A 15,728-nucleotide genomic window follows, 5' to 3' on the forward strand; every position below is an offset into this window, starting at 1 on the left:
GTGGCGCGCCGGGTCGCCGGGCGCCGGGTCCCCCCGGTGGGCCGCGCCCGCCGCGCCCCCCCCCCCCCCCCCCCCCCCCCCCCCCCCCCCCCCCCCCCCCCCCCCCCCCCCCCCCCCCCCCCGTCGGGTCAGGCGATCTCGCTCCGCTCGATGCGGATCCAGCCGAGGAGCATCGGCAGCGCGACCCACAGCGCCGCCGACGTGCCGAACTGCAACCAGCCCTGCCCGTCCAGCCCGTCCTCGAACAGCGGCATCGAGGTGGTCGACAGGTCCAGCCAGTCGCGCACCCAGTCCAGCGCGGACACCAGGCTCACCAGGATGGTGAAGACCGTCGGCAGCACGAAGAACAGCACGATCGCCAGCGGAGAGCTGAGCAGCAGCATGCCGAACGCCACACCGGCCAGCACGGTCACCACCTGGACGACGAGCACCTGGCCCACCAGCGCCGCGCTGATGCCCCAGTCCATCTCCCGGTCGGTGAACACCGGGGTGAGCACCGTCGCGAGCGCGGAGGCGGCCGCCGCGGCGACCACGCCCAGCACGGCCAGCACGGCGGCGGCGAGCACCTTCGCGACGAGCACCCGGGACCGACGCGGCACCAGGGTGAACGTCGTCATCGCGGTGCGCTGCGACCACTCACTGGTGACCAGCAGGATGCCGAGCACCGGCAGCAGCAGGCTGATCGGCAGCTGGGTGAAGCCGAAGTGGTCGGTGAACGTCTTGGGCGTGTCCTCGACGAACAACGACAGCGCGACGACGGCGAGCACGGCCAGCCCGATGACGATCAGCAGCCAGCGCCCGGCGCGGGTGTCGTAGGACTTGCGCAGCTCCACCCGGAGCAGCGTGAGCAGGGACGGCGCGCTGGGCGCGGCCCCGGTGCGGGGACGCTCGGCGTCCAGCGTCGCGGCGCTCATGCCAGCACCTCCTGGACCTGCTGGCCGCTGCCGGAGCCCGTGAGGGAGCGGAAGAGGTCCTCCAGCCCCGCTCCCCCGGCCGGCCGCAGCTCGGTGAGGACGACGCCCGCCGCCGCCACCGCCTGCCCGACGGCGAGCGCCTCGGCGTCGGCCACCAGCGCGTCGTCCGGGCCGGGCGAGATGCCGATGCCGGCCGCCTCCAGCGCCTTGGCCAGCAGTGCCCGGTCCGGTCCGCGCACCAGGGTGCCGCCGGTGCCGGCGAGCAGCTCGGACTTGCTGCCCTGCGCCACGATCCGGCCGCCGGAGATCACCACCAGCTGGTCGGCGACCGCCTCGACCTCGTGCAACAGGTGCGAGGAGAGCAGCACCGTGCCGCCGCGGTCGGCGAAGCCGCGCAGCAGGCCGCGCATCCAGAAGATGCCCTCGGGGTCCAGCCCGTTGGCCGGCTCGTCGAGGACCAGCACCTGGGGGTCGCCGAGCAGCGCCGTCGCCAGCCCGAGCCGCTGGCGCATGCCGAGGGAGTAGTTGCCCAGCCGCTTGCCCGCCGGGCGGCCGGCGAGGCCCACCCGGCCGAGCACCTCGTCGACCCGCTCCCGGCCGACGCCCAGGACCATCGCCGACAGGGTGAGGACCTCGCGGCCGGTGCGGCCGGCGTGCTGGGCACCGGCGTCGAGCAGCACCCCCACCTCGCGGCCGGCGTTCGGCAGCTCGCGGTAGTGCTTGCCGGCGAACGTCGCCGTACCGCTGGTCGGCTGGGCCAGGCCGACCAGCGCCCGCATGGTGGTCGACTTACCGGCACCGTTGGGGCCGAGGAAGCCGGTGACCGTGCCCGGCTGGCAGGTGAACGAGACGTCGGAGACGGCGACCTGGGCGCCGTACCTCTTCGTCAGGTGCTCGATCGTGATCATGGGCAGAGCCTGCTCCGGCCGGCCTGTCCCCCGCATCGGCCGGAAGTAGGTGATCGCCGGTCGGCTCCGGCCGGCGGCGGGAGCGAGGTAGACCTTGGTCGGTTCCGGCGGCGCTCCTCCGTCCGTAGCCTCCGGGAGGTGAGCGTGTCCACCCACCCGGCGTCGGCCACAAACGAGGGCGTCGAGCACCCCTCGCTGGTGCCGGCCCAGCTGCTGGCCGATCCCGAGGCGCCCCCCGAGCGCGGACCGGACACCGGTGGCACGACCGCCGGCCGTCGCCGGGTGCACCGTTCGCTGCGCGACTGGACGGTCGACGTCACCGCCTTCACCGCCTCGGTGCTGATCGGGCTGGTGCTCGTGGGCAGCGCGCTCAGCCAGCCCGTCCCGCCGCCGGACGGCCTGCTGGTCGCCGACCTGGTGCTGGGCTCGCTGGGCTGCGCCGCCCTGTGGCTGCGGCGGCGCTGGCCGGTCGGCGTCGCGATCGGCCTCTCCCTGGTCGCGTCGTTCTCCGACATGGTCGCGGTCGCCTGCCTGTTCAGCCTCTTCACCGTGGCCGTGCACCGCCGGTGGCCGACCGTCACCGCGGTCACCGCGGTCAGCCTCGCCTCCTTCGCCGTGTACGTCGTCGTCCGCCCCGACCCCGAACTGCCGGCCTGGGTGTTCGCCGTCCTCGGTGTCGTGCTCACCGCCGCCGTCGTCGCCTGGGGCATGTTCGAGCGGGCCCGCCGGCAGCTGGTGCTGTCCCTGCACGACCGGGCGGTGCGGGCCGAGAACGAGCAGCTGCTGCGGATCGAGCAGGCCCGGCACACCGAGCGCACCCGGATCGCCCGGGAGATGCACGACGTCCTCGCCCACCGGCTGTCGCTGCTGAGCATGCACGCCGGCGCGCTCGAGTTCCGCCCCGATGCCCCGCCGACCGAGGTCGCTCAGGCCGCGGGGGTGGTGCGGGCCAGCGCCCGCCAGGCGCTGGAGGACCTGCGCGAGGTGATCGGCGTGCTCCGCAGCAGCGCAGACGGCGACCCGGGCACCCGGCCGCAGCCGACCCTCGCCGACGTGCCGACGCTGGTCGAGGAGAGCCGCCGCGCCGGCGTGCGGGTGCGCGTCCGGTACCGGGTGCCCGAGCTGTCCACCGCTCCCAGCGGCGCCGGCCGCAGCGCCTACCGGGTGCTGCAGGAAGGGCTGACCAACGTGCGCAAGCACGCGCCCGGCACGGTCGCCACCGTCCTGGTCGAGGGCGGTCCGGGCGCCGGGTTGGTGGTGGAGCTGAGCAACCCCGCACCCACCGGCGGGGAGACCGGCACCCCGCTGCCCGGTGGCGGCACCGGTCTGGTCGGGCTGCTGGAGCGGGTCAGCCTGGGCGGCGGGCACCTGGAGCACGGCTGGACGCCCGACGGGGAGTTCCGGCTGCGCGCCGAGCTGCCCTGGCCGGTGGACCAGCCGGCGGACCAGCCGGCGTGACCGCGCCGGTCCGGGTGCTCGTCGTGGACGACGACCCGCTCGTGCGCGCCGCCCTGGCGATGGTGCTCGGCGGTGCCGACGGACTGGCGCTCGTCGGCGAGGCGGGCGACGGCGCGGAGGTGCCGGCCGCGGTGGCCCGCACCTCCCCCGACGTCGTCCTGATGGACATCCGGATGCCCGGCGTCGACGGGCTCACCGCCACCGAGCGGATCCAGCACCAGCAGGACGCCCCCGAGGTGATCGTGCTGACCACCTTCGACGCCGACGACCAGGTGCTGCGCGCCCTGCGGGCGGGCGCCAGCGGCTTCCTGCTCAAGGACACCCCGCCGGCGGCGATCGTGGACGCCGTGCGCCGGGTGGCGGCGGGTGAGCCGATGCTCTCCCCCACCGTCACCCGGCGGCTGATGTCCCACGTCGCCACCGCCACCACTACCGCCACGGCACCCGCGGTCGACGACCGCCGGGAACGCGCCCGCGCGCAGCTGACGGTGCTCAGCGACCGCGAGCGGGACGTGGCGCTCGCCGTCGGCCGGGGGCTGTCCAACGCCGAGATCGGCGCCCAGCTGTACCTCAGCGTGGCCACGGTCAAGGCGCACGTGTCCCGGCTGCTGGTGAAGCTCGAGCTGACCAACCGGGTGCAGGTCGCGCTGCTCATCCACGACGCGGACCTGGTGTGACGCCGGTCGCCGCCGGCGCCGGGGGCGGGCTGTCCGCGCTGCTCGGCCTGCTGGTGTCCGACCCGGTGTGGGCGACCGTGATCGTCCTGGGCCTCGGCGTGCTCGTCGCGGTGGTCGCGACCTGGTGGCGACGCCGGTCCGGTGACGACCGCGACCGAGGCAGGACCGACGTCCGTGGTCGGTACGGCTAGCGGTCGCGCCAGCGGCGCCCGGCCAGCCACCAGGACAGCCGTCGGGTGACCCACGGCAGCAGCAGGTAGGTCATCACCGGGGTCAGCGCCAGCGTCATGGCCGCGACCCGGGCGACCACGTGCACGTCGGCCAGCAGCGTCCCGAGCGTCACGGTGGCGAGCAGGTTGAGCGGGAAGAAGACCAGCCAGATCGTCGTCGCCTGCTTCCAGCGGGGTGGGGCCGGCGGCGGCGTCACCTCCGCGGCGGCGGCCACCGGGGCGTCGAACCAGCCCTCGATGCCGGTGCGCCGCTCGGTGCGGGTCATCTCGGCGAGCCCCTGCGCCGAACCCAGCCACCAGCGTCGTTCCGGGCTCGCCTCCCAGGTGGCGAGGGTGGCCGGGGAGTCGAACCGGCACAGCATGTGCCACTCGTCCGCGCCGTGCCGGGGCTGGACCCAGCCTCCGCCGAGGAAACCGGGGAACCCCTCGGCCAGGGACAGCCCCGCCCGGATCCAGGCGCTCATCTGCACCGCGTGCGCCGGGTCGGCGCGCCGGGTGAAGGAGACGGTGACCGGGAGATCGTCCGCGGTCACCGCCTGCTGCGTGCTCGTCATGCCCCCAGCATCACCGCCGACTGTGACGTCCGCGTGACGCGGGTCCCGCGCGGCGCACGGCCCGCGCACAGCCGCAGCGGTGATGATGCCCCGCGTGACCGTCGTCGAGGAGCTCTGGCGCCAGGTCAGCGCCACCTCTCCCCCGCTGACGGCCGGCCTGCTGGCGCTGAGCGCAGCCGCGGCGTTGCTGCTGGTCCGGGTGCCGGGCCTGTGGCGGCACGCCCGTCACGCGGTGACGATCGCGCACGAGGGCGCCCACGGCCTGGCGGCGCTGGCCACCGGACGCCGGCTGGCCGGCATCCGCCTGCACTCGGACACGTCGGGGGTCACCGTCTCCGCCGGCCGGCCGACCGGGGCCGGCATGGTGCTCACCGCCGCGGCCGGCTACACCGGGCCCGCGCTCTTCGGGCTGGGCGCGGCCGCGCTGCTGGCCGCCGGGTACGCCGTCGGCCTGCTGTGGGCGCTCCTGGGGCTGCTGGCGCTGCTGCTGGTGCAGATCCGCAACTGGTACGGGCTGTGGTCGGTGCTGGTCACCGGCGCGCTGGTGTTCGCCGCGACCTGGTGGCTGCCGGCGCAGTGGCAGGCGGTCTTCGCCCACGGCGTCACCTGGTTCCTGCTGCTGGCCGCGCCGGTGACCGTGTGGGAGCTGCAGGCCAAGCGACGCCGGGGAACTGCCCGGGACTCCGACGCCGACCAGCTCGCCCGCCTCACCCGACTGCCCGGGCTGGTGTGGGTGGCGATCTTCCTGCTGGTCGACGTCGGTGCCCTCGTCCTGGGCACCTGGTGGCTGGTGCGCAGCGCCGGGGTGCTCGGTGACGCAGGGGTGCTCAGCGCAGTGGGAGCAGGGTGAACGCCTCCCGCCGGCGAGCGCCGTCGTACCCGCTGGTGGGCTGGGCCAGGCCGAAGCATGCACCGACCGTCGGGGCAACGTCGATGGTGCGCGCCTGCGCGCCGCTGCTCGCACCGCGCCGGACGGCGGAGTGCCCGCCGGAGACGAGGAACGGGATGGGCTCGGTCACCGGGTGGCCGTGGTTGCCCGGGATCGGGTTGGAGAACGGCTTGGGGTCGGTGAAGCGCCACCCAGGCCTGGCGTAGGCCACCAGGTCGCCGGCCTCCCTGCCCAGCCGGAGCGACCCCGGCACGTGCACGGAGAGAACGCCGGGATGGGCTTGCACGAGGCGCCGGACCTCGGCCAGGGCGACGTTGCGTCGCCGCGGTTCTCCGGTCCAGTAGAGCAGGTCGGCGCCGCCGTTCTGGGCGATCTGCACGTTCTCCCGCAGGTCCGGCCGAGCGCTCAGGATCTCGGCGACGGAGATCAGGGCCGTGGGCAGTGACCAGTCCATCGAGTGGTCGGCCAGCACCAGCAGGACGCTGCGCTCCCAGCGGCCGGTCCACTGCAGGTGGTCGACGAACCGGCCCACCTGGAGGTCGGTGGACAGCAGCGCCAGCTGCCGGGCCACCTGCAGCGACGTCCCGGTGACGTCGGAGTGCCCGACCCGGTCGACGTCGCCCAGATTGACGAAGACGAGGTCCGGGTCCGGTCCGTCGACCATGGCCACCGCCGCGTCCATCGTCGCCGCGTCGGGCGCGTGTCCGGTCACGGGCAGCAGCGGGAACGGCTCCCAGCGGTAGGTGGCCCGCTCCCCGAAGATGCCGTACAGGTAGTCCTTGGACAGCACGGTCCCGGTGGTCCGGCCCTGCTGCTGCAGCCGCTCGAGCACGGTCGGGAAACGGAGGTCGGTCGGCCGGTCCAGGTCCCGGACCACTCCCTCCACCCGGTCGTAGATCGCGTTGGCCGGCACCCCGGTCCGGTCCGGCCGCACCCCGGTCATCATCATCGTGTGGTTGGGGATCGTCTCCATCACCGGCAGCGACCGGGCCTGGCTGAACCAGGTGCCCCCGGAGCGCAACGCGTGCAGCCGCGGGGTGAGCACGGGCGTGATCTCGTCCGGCCGGCAGCCGTCGATGACGAGCACGTACACCCGTGGTCCGCCGGCGGCCGCGCGCGCAGCCGGCACGCCCGCCGCCGCGGAGAGGACGACCGCCGTCCCGGTCACCGCCCCCGTTGCCAGGAAGCGCCGTCGGCTGAGCTGTCCATCGGCATGCGGCGTCATGCAGGCAGGATGACGGCCGATGTCCGGAGTCCGACACCCCGTGCGCAGGGTTCACCAGCCGTTCGCCGGCCGTCCGATCAGTCGCTGGTGGCGCGGTGCCGCCGGCGCGGGGAGGCGTGCGGCGGCTGGTGCACCGGCTCGACGTCCGGCGGCGGCGGGACGTCGCGGGTGACCGGCTCGGCGGTGACGGTGAGCGGCTCACCATGGTGGGCGACCTGCAGCGGCTCGCCGCCGTACACTAGCCGGTAGGTGGCCTGCCGCTCGGTGACCGAGACCGCCAGGCACCGGCCCTGGAAGACCACCCGGAAGGCCAGCCGGCGCAGCCGAGGCGGCAGCCGGGGGGCGAAGGTCAGCTTCCCGTCGTGGTCGCGCATGCCCCCGAAGCCGGCCACCGCCACCGTCCACCCCCCGGCCAGCGAGGCGATGTGCAGCCCGTGCCCGCTGTTGCCGTGCAGGTTCTGCAGGTCGGTCAGCGCCGCCTCGCCCCAGTAGTCGTGGGCCAGCTGCAGGTGCCCGGTCTCCGCCGCCACCACCGCCTGCTGGGCCGCGGACAGCGAGGAGTCCCGGACGGTGCGCGCCTCGTAGTAGGCGAAGTCGGCGATCTTCTGCTCGAGGGTGAACGCGTCCCCCCGCAGGTGGAGCGCCATCACCAGGTCGGCCTGCTTGACGACCTGCTTCCGGTAGATGTCGAAGTAGGGGAAGTTCAGCAGCAGCGGGTACTGGTCGGGTGTGGTGCCCTCGAAGTCCCACTCCTCGTGGTGGGTGAACCCCTCGCTCTGCTCGTGCACGCCGAGCTTCTCGTTGAACGGCACCCGCATGTCGTCGGCCGCCCGGGTCCACATGTCGACCTCCTCGGGGTCGACCTGCAGCCGACCGGCGGTCTCCGGCTGCCGCTGCACCGCGGCCACCGCCTCGCGCAGGTTCCGCTGCGCCATGAGGTTGGTGTAGACGTTGTTGTCGACGACCGCGGTGTACTCGTCGGGCCCGGTCACCCCGTCGATGCGGAACTCGCCGTCGCCGTTCATGTGCCCCAGCGACGCCCACAGCCGGGCGGTCTCGACCAGCAGCTCCGTGCCGTAGTCCCGGTCGAAGTCCTCGTCCAGCGTGGCCCACCAGTACCGGGCGACGGCGTCGGCGATGTCGGCGTTGATGTGGAACGCCGCCGTCCCCGCCGGCCAGTACCCCGACGTCTCCTCCCCGCGGATGGTGCGCCAGGCGAACGCCGCGCCGTCGTGGCCGAGCACCCGGGCGCGCTCCCGGGCCATGTCCAGGATCGAGTGGCGCCACAGCAGCGCGTCGCGCACCGCGCCCGGCGCGGTGTAGGTGAGCACCGGCAGCACGTAGGTCTCGGTGTCCCAGAACGTGTGCCCGTCGTACCCGTCGCCGGTGAGGCCCTTGGCCGGGATCGGCTGCCGCTCGGCGCGCAGCCCGGCCTGCAGGACGTGGAACATGCCCACCCGGACGGCCTGCTGGAGCTCGTCGTCACCCTCGATCTCCACGTCGGCCTCGTCCCAGTGGCGGTCCAGCAGTTCGCGCTGCTCGCTGACCAGCCGGTCCCAGCCGACCAGCTTGGCCGTTGCCAGCGCGCCCTCCACCTGGTCGCGGACCGCCGCCGCGGAACGGCGGCTGGACCAGCCGTAGGCCAGGTACTTGCGCAACCGCACGGGGGAGCCGTTGCTGAGCCGTGCGGCGAGGGTGTAGCGGGCCAGGTCCGGGGAGACGAGCAGGTCCTCGGTCGCGGTGTCCGGGACGTCGACGTCGTGTTCCATGCCGGCGGCCATCCGGAGCCAGCTGCGCCGGGTGCGGTGCACCAGGACGGCGTGCCGGCCGCGCCCCACGTGGAGCTCCCCGACCAGCGGCCGGTCCAGCGCGGCAGCCGAGCGCGGGTCGTCGGTCGAGGTGGTCATGACGTCCTCGTTGGCCAGCAGGTCCGACTGCAGGGCGATGTACAGGTCGCCCTGGTCGTCGGTGCACTCCACCTGGAACTCGACGGCCGCGATGGAGCGGCGGACCAGGGAGACCAGCCGGGTGCTGGTGACCCGCACCTCCCGGCCCGCCGGGGAGCGCCAGTCGGTGACCCGGCGCAGCACCCCGGCCCGCAGGTCCAGGGTGCGCCGGTGGGCGATGACGTCGCCGTACTGCAGGTCCAGCGGGGAATCGCCGACCAGCAGCCGGACGAGCTTGCCGTCGGTCACGTTCACCACGGTCTGGCCCATCTCCGGGAAGCCGTAGCCGGCCTCGGCGTAGGGCATCGGCCGCTCCTCGAAGAAGCCGTTCAGATAGGTGCCGGGCACCATGATCGGCTCGCCCTCGTCGAGCGTGCCGCGCATGCCGATGTGCCCGTTGGCCAGGGCGAAGACCGACTCATTGACCGCCAGGGAGGCCATGTCCAGGCCGACCTCGGTCAGCGACCAGGGCTCGACCAGGAAGTGCGCGCGCCCCTCCGTCACGGCTGCTCCTCCAGCAGTTGCGCCAGATCGGTGACGACGACGTCCGCGCCGCGCTCGCGCAGCTCCTCGGTCTGGCCGACCCGGTCGACGCCGACGACGAACCCGAACTCCCCCGCCCGCCCCGCGGCGACGCCGGCCTGCGCGTCCTCGAAGACGGCCGCCCGCGCCGGCTCGACGCCGAGCAGACGCGCGCCGGCGAGGAAGGTGTCCGGCGCCGGCTTCCCGCGCAGCCCCTCACGCTTGGCCACCAGCCCGTCGACCCGCGCGTCGATCAGGTCGGCGAACCCACCGGCGGAGACGACGTGCCCGCCGTTGGCCGACGCGGTGACCACCGCCGTCGCCAGGCCGGCGTCCCGCGCTGCCCGCAGGTAGCGCATGGAGCCCTCGTAGACCTCGACGCCGTGCTCCTCGAGCTCGCGCAGCAGCAGCTCGTTCTTGCGGGTGGCGAGCGCGACGACGGTCGCGGCGTCGGCCGGGTCGCCGACCGCCCCCTGCGGCAGGGTGATGCCCCGGCTGGCCAGGAAGTCGCGGACGCCGTCCTCCCTGGGTTTGCCGTCGACGTAGCGGTTGTAGTCGTCGAGGGAGAACTCCCCCGCCACCGGGTCCCGGCGGCGCAGGAACTCGTCGAAGGTGCGCTTCCACGCGGCCTGGTGCACCGTCGCGGTCCGGGTCAGCACACCGTCGAGGTCAAAGAGGCAGGCCTGGATGTCGTCGGGGAGTCCCAGCACGGTGATCACGCTACGGGGAGATCGGGCGCGGTACCTCCTGGCGGCAGCTGTTCTCCGCCCGTAGGGCGCTGGGTGACGGGACCACCACGTTGTGGGGTGCCCTGTTGGGGATAACGGTCGAGGCAGAAGCCTGGCGCCTTTGTCGGGCACCGCGTCCCCGGGCTGCCTAGGGTCGGGGCCGGCGCGGCACCCGGCCGCTCCCCCGGCACCGGCCGGGCAGCCCCACCCCCAGGAGAGACCGCATGGCCGACCGCCCGTCACCGCCGAGCCCGTACGACTTCCTCCCCCAGGTCCCCTCGTTCAGCGTCACCAGCTCCGACATCGCCTCCGGCGAGCGGCTGGCCCGGCCGCACGTGAGCGGGCTGATGGGCGCCGGCGGCGAGGACGTCTCCCCGCAGCTGTCCTGGTCGGGCTTTCCCGTCGAGACCAAGGGCTTTGCGGTCACCGTCCTCGACCCCGACGCACCCACCGGCAGCGGGTTCTGGCACTGGGCCGTCTTCGGCATCCCCGCCACGGTGACCGACCTGCCCCGCGGCGCCGGCGACGAGGCCGGCTCCGGCCTGCCCGAGGGCGCGGTGCAGCTGCGCAACGACGCCGGCCTCGCCCGGTTCGTCGGAGCGGCCCCGCCGGCCGGGCACGGCACGCACCATTACCACGTGGTCGTGCACGCTGTCGACACCGACGACCTCGGCGTCCCGGCCGACGCGACACCGGCGTTCCTCGGCTTCACCCTCTTCAGCCACACCCTCGCCCGCGGCGCGATCGTCGCCACCTACGACGTCGAGTGACCCGCGCCGTCCCGCTGGGTCCGGCCCGCGGACGGTCTCAGCGGGACGGCCGCTCCGCCACGCAGGTGGTGCCCACCCGGGCGAAGCCGGCCCGCTCGTACACCCGGGCGACGTCGTCGTCGCCGGCGGAGAGGAAGACCAGGTCGGCGGTCTGCCGGGCGTGGTCGACCAGCGCGGACGTGAGCCCCGCCCCCAGCCCGCGGCCGCGGAAGCGGGGCAGGGTCGCCACCCCGACCACCTCGCTGACCTCCGTGCCGTCGACGTCGACCGGCTGGTGCGAGCCGATCGCCACCGGCTCCCCGCCGTCGACGGCGACCATCATGACGGTGCGGCCGGACGCGACCCGCTCGCGCAGCAGCTCCGTGGGCGGCACCTCGGCCGGACCGGGGTCGGCCGCGGCGACCTCGGGCACGCCCGGTGCGCGTTCGCCGACGTCCAGCCGGTCCGCCGGCGTGGCGAAGGCGAGCGCGGCCAGCCGCTGGTAGAGCCCCAGCCGCGGGTCGTCGGCACCGACGAGGTAGAGCCGCACCTCGTCCGGCAGCAGGATCTCGACCGGGTCGTCGACGACCAGCAGCGGCAGCTCCTCGACGTGCAGGCCGGCGGCCCGGGCCACCCCGGCCAGGCCGCGGCAGCGGTCGCCCAGCCACTCGACCGACGCCGGCAGCCCCGCGGCCTCCTGCAGTGCCACCGCGGCGCGCACGTCCTCGACGGCGACGGCGTCCTCCTGCCCCGGGCGAGGGCGCGCCGGGTAGGGCCACTCGGGCGGGCCGATCGGCACGACGAGCCCGCCGACGGACTCGATCCGCGTCAGGCCGTCGGCCTCCGGCGCGAGGGAGAAGTAGCGCTCGATCCGGTCGAGGAGCCCGGTGGACGACACGCCCTGGACCCTAGACGCCACGGTGCCGCGGGTGGGCGGGCAGCCGTTCGGAGACCACCCCGTCGGGGGCCAGGGCGGGACGGACGGCACGATGGGCGGCGTGACGGCCGGAACGCGAGCCCAGGTCTCGCCCTTCACCGCCTTCGACCGCGGCTCCTGGCGGGCGCTGGCGGCCGGCGGCGAGCTGCCGCTGGACGACGCCGACGTGCGCGCGCTGGCCACCCTCGGCGACCGCATCGACCGCGACGAGGTGGCCACGGTCTACCTGCCGCTGGCCCGGCTGCTGCACCTGCACGTCACCGCCAGCCGCCGGCTGTGGGCCGCGCAGACGGCCTTCCTCGGCACCCCGACCGAGAAGGTGCCGTTCGTGATCGCGGTGGCCGGCAGCGTCGCCGTCGGCAAGAGCACCACCGCCCGGCTGCTGCAGGCGCTCCTCGCGGCGGCACCGGACACCCCGCGGGTCGACCTGGTGACCACCGACGGGTTCCTGCTGCCCAACGCCGAGCTCGAGGCGCGCGGGCTGCTGGGCCGGAAGGGGTTCCCGGAGAGCTACGACCGCCGGGCGCTGCTGCGGTTCCTGGCCGACGTGAAGTCGGGCAAGCCGGCGGTGAGCGCGCCGACGTACTCCCACCACGCCTACGACGTGCTCCCCGGCAGCCGGCAGGTGGTCGACCGGCCCGACGTCCTGGTGCTGGAAGGTCTCAACGTGCTGCAGGCCGGCGGCGGCCGGGGCGACGGCCGGGTGCCGGAGGTCTTCCTGTCGGACTTCTTCGACTTCTCGGTCTACGTCGACGCGACCGAGGCCGACATCCAGCAGTGGTACGTGGAGCGCTTCCTCGCACTGCGCCGGACCGCGTTCGCCGACAGCGCCGCCTACTTCCACCGCTTCGCCGACCTCACCGACGACGAGGCCCGGTCCACCGCGCGCGGCATCTGGTCGGCGGTCAACGAACCCAACCTGCGGCTGAACATCGCCCCCACCCGCTCCCGGGCACGGCTGGTGCTGCAGAAGGCGGCCGACCACTCGGTGCGCCGGGTGCTGCTGCGCAAGATCTGACCGCCGCGCCCGCACGGCGACGGCAGCCGGGCGAGGCGGGAGGCAGCCGCTCAGCGGCGGGTGCGCGGCACCGTCGGGCCCCGCCGCCGGTCGGTCGGGCAGGCGCGCACGTCACCAGGCCGGGTCTTCCTCGTCACGGGCAGCGGGCAGCCGTCCCGCCCGCACTGGGACGGCGGCCCCGCGGTCAGGCGGAGGCGGCGCGGCGCCGGCGGCGGGCGGACAGCTCGTCGTCCACCTGCTGGCCGTGGGCGTCGAGCCGCTCGGCCGGCAGCTCGGCCAGCTCACCGGAGAGCTCGCGCAGGGCGCCGGAGACGGCGATGCCGAAGACCCCCTGGCCGCCGGCGAGCAGGTCGACGACCTCCTCGGCGGAGGTGCACTCGTACACGGTCGCACCGTCGGAGAGCAGCGTGATGTTGGCGAGGTCCTTGACCCCGCGGGTGCGCAGGTGGTCGACGGCCTTGCGGATGTTCTGCAGCGAGACGCCGGTGTCCAGCAGCCGCTTGACCACCTTGAGCACCAGGATGTCGCGGAAGGAGTAGAGCCGCTGGGTGCCCGAACCGGTGGCGGTGCGCACCGAGGGGGCGACCAGGCCGGTGCGGGCCCAGTAGTCGAGCTGGCGGTAGGTGATGCCGGCCGCGGCGCACGCGGTCGGGCCGCGGTAGCCGACCTCGTCGGTGTCGACCTCGTCGTAGGCCGGCGCGCCGACCGCGGAGTCGCTGAACAGCTGCCCCTGCTGACCCCCGCTGAACGGCCGGCGGCCGGAACCGTTGTCCAGGTCGCTCACGTCAGCGCCTCCTCCAGATCAGCACCCAGCACGGGGGACGTCGCCTGCTCGTGCCGGGACGGCCACCCGGGCGCGACCGTGGAGTCACAGCTGGGTGATTTCGCCTGACGGTAGGCCGGGGCAGGACACCGGTCAACCGCGGCGGGCGGCGTGTCGTCCCGCTCACCCGGGAGGGGGTGCCCCTGTCGTCCTCGGCAGTCGTCACCGGGAACGGGACCGGTCCCCACCGCAACCGGCTCAGGCGGGGCCCCCACCGGAACCCGACCCGGCGCCGAAGTCCTCCGGGCTGATGTTGTCGAGGAACTCGCGGAACTTCTCCACCTCGTCCTCCTGCTCGTCGGGGATCTCGATGCCGACCTCGTCGAGCAGCGTCTCGGCGCCGAAGATCGGCGCCCCGGTGCGAACGGCCAGCGCGACGGCGTCGGACGGCCGGGCGCTGACGGTCCGCCCCTCCCCCAGCTGCAGCTCGGCGATGTAGATGCCGTCCCGCATCTCGGTGATGTGCACCGCCTCGACGGCGGCCCCCAGGGCGGTGACGACGTCCTTGAGCAGGTCGTGCGTCATCGGCCGGGCCGGGCGCACCCCCTGCTGCTCGTAGGCGATCGCGGCTGCCTCGACCGCGCCGATCCAGATCGGGAGGTACCGCTCCCCCTGGGTCTCCTTCAGCAGCAGGATCGGCTGGTTGCCGGGCAGCTCGACCCGGACGCCGACGACTCTGAGCTCCTGCACGGTTGGCTCCCCTCCCGCTCCGCTGACCCTCCGGGACCGCACCGACGACGGCCCGCCCGGGCCGGTGTCCGCGGCGCTCCGCTGCGGCCAACGGTACGCCAGGACGCCCGCCGCCTCAGCCCCCGAGGACCTCGCGCAGTCGTGCCTCCAGCAGGGCGGAGTGCAACTGGGCGGACAGCCCGGCCAGCTCCTGCACCTGCTCGGCGGCGCGGCCGCGGGCCTCGTCGGAGCGTGCCCGCAGCACCGGTGCCACCAACTGCTCCAGCAGGGACGCCTCCCGGTCTGCCCCGGTGCGCCAGGCGCGCAGGTGCCGGGCCTCCAGACCGTGCCGGGCCAGCGCCGCCGCGGCGCGCGCGACCGGCAGGTCGCTGGCCTGCAGCCGGCCGCGGCGGTCGGTGCCGACCAGACCGAACTGCACGAAGTCGGCGAGCTGCACCTCGTCCACGCCGGCGGCCTCGGCGAACTCGGCCGCCGGCATCGGCCCGGCGGCCGCCAGGGCCCTGTCGGTGGCGCCGCCACCGGTCTCGGGCTGCCCGGGCAACGGCTCGCCCCGGTCCAGCGCCTCCAGGTGCTCCTTGATCACCCGCAGCGGCAGGTACTGGTCGCGCTGGGCGGCGAGCACGTAGCGCAACCGGGCCACGTCGGCGGCGGAGAACTTCCGGTAGCCGGACGGGGTGCGCTGCGGGTGCACCAACTGCTCGGACTCCAGGTACCGGATCTTGCTGATCGTGACGTCCGGGAAGTCACCGCGCAGAGCGGTGAGCACCTCCCCGATCGTCAGCAGGGCACCGTTGCCCCCGGTGTCCCGCCGGGGCACCGCGCTCATCGTCCCGACCCGCCCCTCGTTCGCTCGTTCGGCGGACGCGGCCGCCCGGCGCCGGAGGGCGCCGGGCGACGCGGCCGGGTCAGGCGCCGGCGGTCTCGCCGGTGCGCGGGCCGGTCAGGTAGACCAGCCGGAACTTGCCGATCTGGACCTCGTCACCGCCGGCCAGCGAGGCCACGTCGACCGGCTCGCGGTTGACGTAGGTGCCGTTCAGGCTGCCGACGTCGTGCACGGTGAAGCCGCCACCCTCGCGGTGGAACTCCACGTGCCGCCGGCTGACGGTCACGTCGTCGAGGAAGATGTCGGAGTCCGGGTGCCGGCCCGCGGTGGTGACCTCCTGGTCGAGGAGGAACCGGCTGCCGGCGTTCGGCCCGCGCTTGACCACCAGCAGGGCCGACCCGGCTGGCAGCGACTCGACGGCGCCGGCGTGGGCGTCGGCGGTGGTGTCGACCGCCTCGGCCTGCTCGCCGGAGTCGTCACCGCCGACCTTCGGGATGATGCTGGTCGACTCACCGACGCGCTCCTGGCTCAGCGCCGCCCCGCACTGGGCGCAGAAACGGCTGCCCTCGGGGTTCTGGTGGCCACATCGAGTGCAGAGCACGTCGGTCTCCTCCGGTGCAGGTGGCACCGCCGCAGC

General features: G+C 74.7%; 17 protein-coding genes. 6 read left to right on the top strand and 11 right to left on the bottom strand.

Annotated features, from left to right (window positions below):
• Positions 1-128: 128 nt before the first annotated feature.
• Both ACI79A_RS13780 and ACI79A_RS13785 read right to left on the bottom strand, forming a co-directional pair.
• The gene (locus ACI79A_RS13780) at positions 129-914 is read right to left on the bottom strand and encodes a hypothetical protein (protein WP_457084050.1); all 786 of its coding nucleotides are present in this window, start codon (positions 912-914) and stop codon (positions 129-131) included.
• Positions 911-1,822, bottom strand: coding sequence for an ABC transporter ATP-binding protein (locus ACI79A_RS13785; RefSeq protein ID WP_457084052.1), 912 nt, complete (start codon positions 1,820-1,822; stop codon positions 911-913). Before ACI79A_RS13785 ends, ACI79A_RS13780 begins: the two co-directional genes overlap by 4 nt.
• A 138-nt stretch (positions 1,823-1,960) precedes the next feature.
• On the opposite strand from ACI79A_RS13785, the gene ACI79A_RS13790 reads away from it, so the two are divergent.
• Genes ACI79A_RS13790 through ACI79A_RS13800 form a run of 3 tightly spaced genes read left to right on the top strand, consistent with a single transcriptional unit; the run spans position 1,961 to position 4,148 of the window.
• Complete coding sequence (locus tag ACI79A_RS13790) at positions 1,961-3,280, top strand: sensor histidine kinase (RefSeq protein WP_457084054.1); 1,320 nt, start codon at positions 1,961-1,963, stop codon at positions 3,278-3,280.
• The gene (locus ACI79A_RS13795; RefSeq protein WP_457084056.1) at positions 3,277-3,957 is read left to right on the top strand and encodes a response regulator transcription factor; all 681 of its coding nucleotides are present in this window, start codon (positions 3,277-3,279) and stop codon (positions 3,955-3,957) included. Before ACI79A_RS13790 ends, ACI79A_RS13795 begins: the two co-directional genes overlap by 4 nt.
• A complete protein-coding gene (locus tag ACI79A_RS13800; protein WP_457084058.1) occupies positions 3,954-4,148 on the top strand; it encodes a hypothetical protein in 195 nt (64 codons plus the stop codon). Before ACI79A_RS13795 ends, ACI79A_RS13800 begins: the two co-directional genes overlap by 4 nt.
• Here the strand turns inward: ACI79A_RS13800 and ACI79A_RS13805 are convergent.
• Positions 4,145-4,741: an antibiotic biosynthesis monooxygenase gene (locus tag ACI79A_RS13805; RefSeq protein ID WP_457084060.1), complete on the bottom strand. Its 597-nt coding sequence runs from the start codon at positions 4,739-4,741 to the stop codon at positions 4,145-4,147. The genes ACI79A_RS13800 and ACI79A_RS13805 overlap by 4 nt on opposite strands.
• A gap of 94 nt (positions 4,742-4,835) precedes the next feature.
• On the opposite strand from ACI79A_RS13805, the gene ACI79A_RS13810 reads away from it, so the two are divergent.
• Positions 4,836-5,591 (top strand): M50 family metallopeptidase, encoded by a 756-nt coding sequence (locus ACI79A_RS13810; protein WP_457084062.1) that lies wholly within the window; start codon positions 4,836-4,838, stop codon positions 5,589-5,591.
• On the opposite strand, the gene ACI79A_RS13815 is transcribed toward ACI79A_RS13810, so the two are convergent.
• From ACI79A_RS13815 to ACI79A_RS13825, 3 genes are all read right to left on the bottom strand, one after another.
• Positions 5,569-6,855 carry an alkaline phosphatase family protein gene (locus tag ACI79A_RS13815; protein ID WP_457084064.1) on the bottom strand — a complete coding sequence of 429 codons (1,287 nt, stop codon included), beginning with the start codon at positions 6,853-6,855 and terminating at the stop codon, positions 5,569-5,571. The two genes, ACI79A_RS13810 and ACI79A_RS13815, sit on opposite strands and share 23 nt — an antisense overlap.
• Before the next feature lie 77 nt (positions 6,856-6,932).
• A complete protein-coding gene (locus tag ACI79A_RS13820) occupies positions 6,933-9,305 on the bottom strand; it encodes a glycoside hydrolase family 65 protein (protein WP_457084066.1) in 2,373 nt (790 codons plus the stop codon).
• Positions 9,302-10,033 (bottom strand): HAD family hydrolase, encoded by a 732-nt coding sequence (locus ACI79A_RS13825; RefSeq protein WP_457084068.1) that lies wholly within the window; start codon positions 10,031-10,033, stop codon positions 9,302-9,304. The genes ACI79A_RS13820 and ACI79A_RS13825 overlap by 4 nt, the downstream gene beginning before the upstream one ends.
• Before the next feature lie 242 nt (positions 10,034-10,275).
• On the opposite strand from ACI79A_RS13825, the gene ACI79A_RS13830 reads away from it, so the two are divergent.
• Positions 10,276-10,821, top strand: a complete 546-nt coding sequence (locus ACI79A_RS13830) for a YbhB/YbcL family Raf kinase inhibitor-like protein (RefSeq protein ID WP_457084070.1) — start codon at positions 10,276-10,278, stop codon at positions 10,819-10,821.
• 37 nt (positions 10,822-10,858) lie between these two features.
• Here ACI79A_RS13830 and ACI79A_RS13835 read toward each other — a convergent pair whose 3' ends face one another.
• The gene (locus ACI79A_RS13835) at positions 10,859-11,698 is read right to left on the bottom strand and encodes a GNAT family N-acetyltransferase (RefSeq protein ID WP_457084072.1); all 840 of its coding nucleotides are present in this window, start codon (positions 11,696-11,698) and stop codon (positions 10,859-10,861) included.
• A gap of 91 nt (positions 11,699-11,789) precedes the next feature.
• Here ACI79A_RS13835 and coaA point away from each other — a divergent pair, with 91 nt between their 5' ends.
• A complete protein-coding gene (gene coaA, locus ACI79A_RS13840) occupies positions 11,790-12,755 on the top strand; it encodes a type I pantothenate kinase (protein ID WP_457084074.1) in 966 nt (321 codons plus the stop codon).
• Positions 12,756-12,939: 184 nt separating this feature from the next.
• Here the strand turns inward: coaA and ACI79A_RS13845 are convergent, their stop codons facing one another.
• From ACI79A_RS13845 to odhI, 4 genes are all read right to left on the bottom strand, one after another.
• The gene (locus ACI79A_RS13845; protein WP_457084076.1) at positions 12,940-13,539 is read right to left on the bottom strand and encodes a MerR family transcriptional regulator; all 600 of its coding nucleotides are present in this window, start codon (positions 13,537-13,539) and stop codon (positions 12,940-12,942) included.
• 237 nt (positions 13,540-13,776) lie between these two features.
• Positions 13,777-14,268 carry a bifunctional nuclease family protein gene (locus ACI79A_RS13850; protein ID WP_457084078.1) on the bottom strand — a complete coding sequence of 164 codons (492 nt, stop codon included), beginning with the start codon at positions 14,266-14,268 and terminating at the stop codon, positions 13,777-13,779.
• Between the two features lie 115 nt (positions 14,269-14,383).
• Complete coding sequence (gene ftsR, locus ACI79A_RS13855) at positions 14,384-15,094, bottom strand: transcriptional regulator FtsR (RefSeq protein ID WP_457084080.1); 711 nt, start codon at positions 15,092-15,094, stop codon at positions 14,384-14,386.
• Positions 15,095-15,173: 79 nt separating this feature from the next.
• Positions 15,174-15,719, bottom strand: coding sequence for an oxoglutarate dehydrogenase inhibitor Odhl (odhI, locus tag ACI79A_RS13860; RefSeq protein WP_457084082.1), 546 nt, complete (start codon positions 15,717-15,719; stop codon positions 15,174-15,176).
• Positions 15,720-15,728 lie beyond the last annotated feature (9 nt).

It is taken from the genome of Modestobacter sp. SYSU DS0657 (assembly GCF_054050925.1).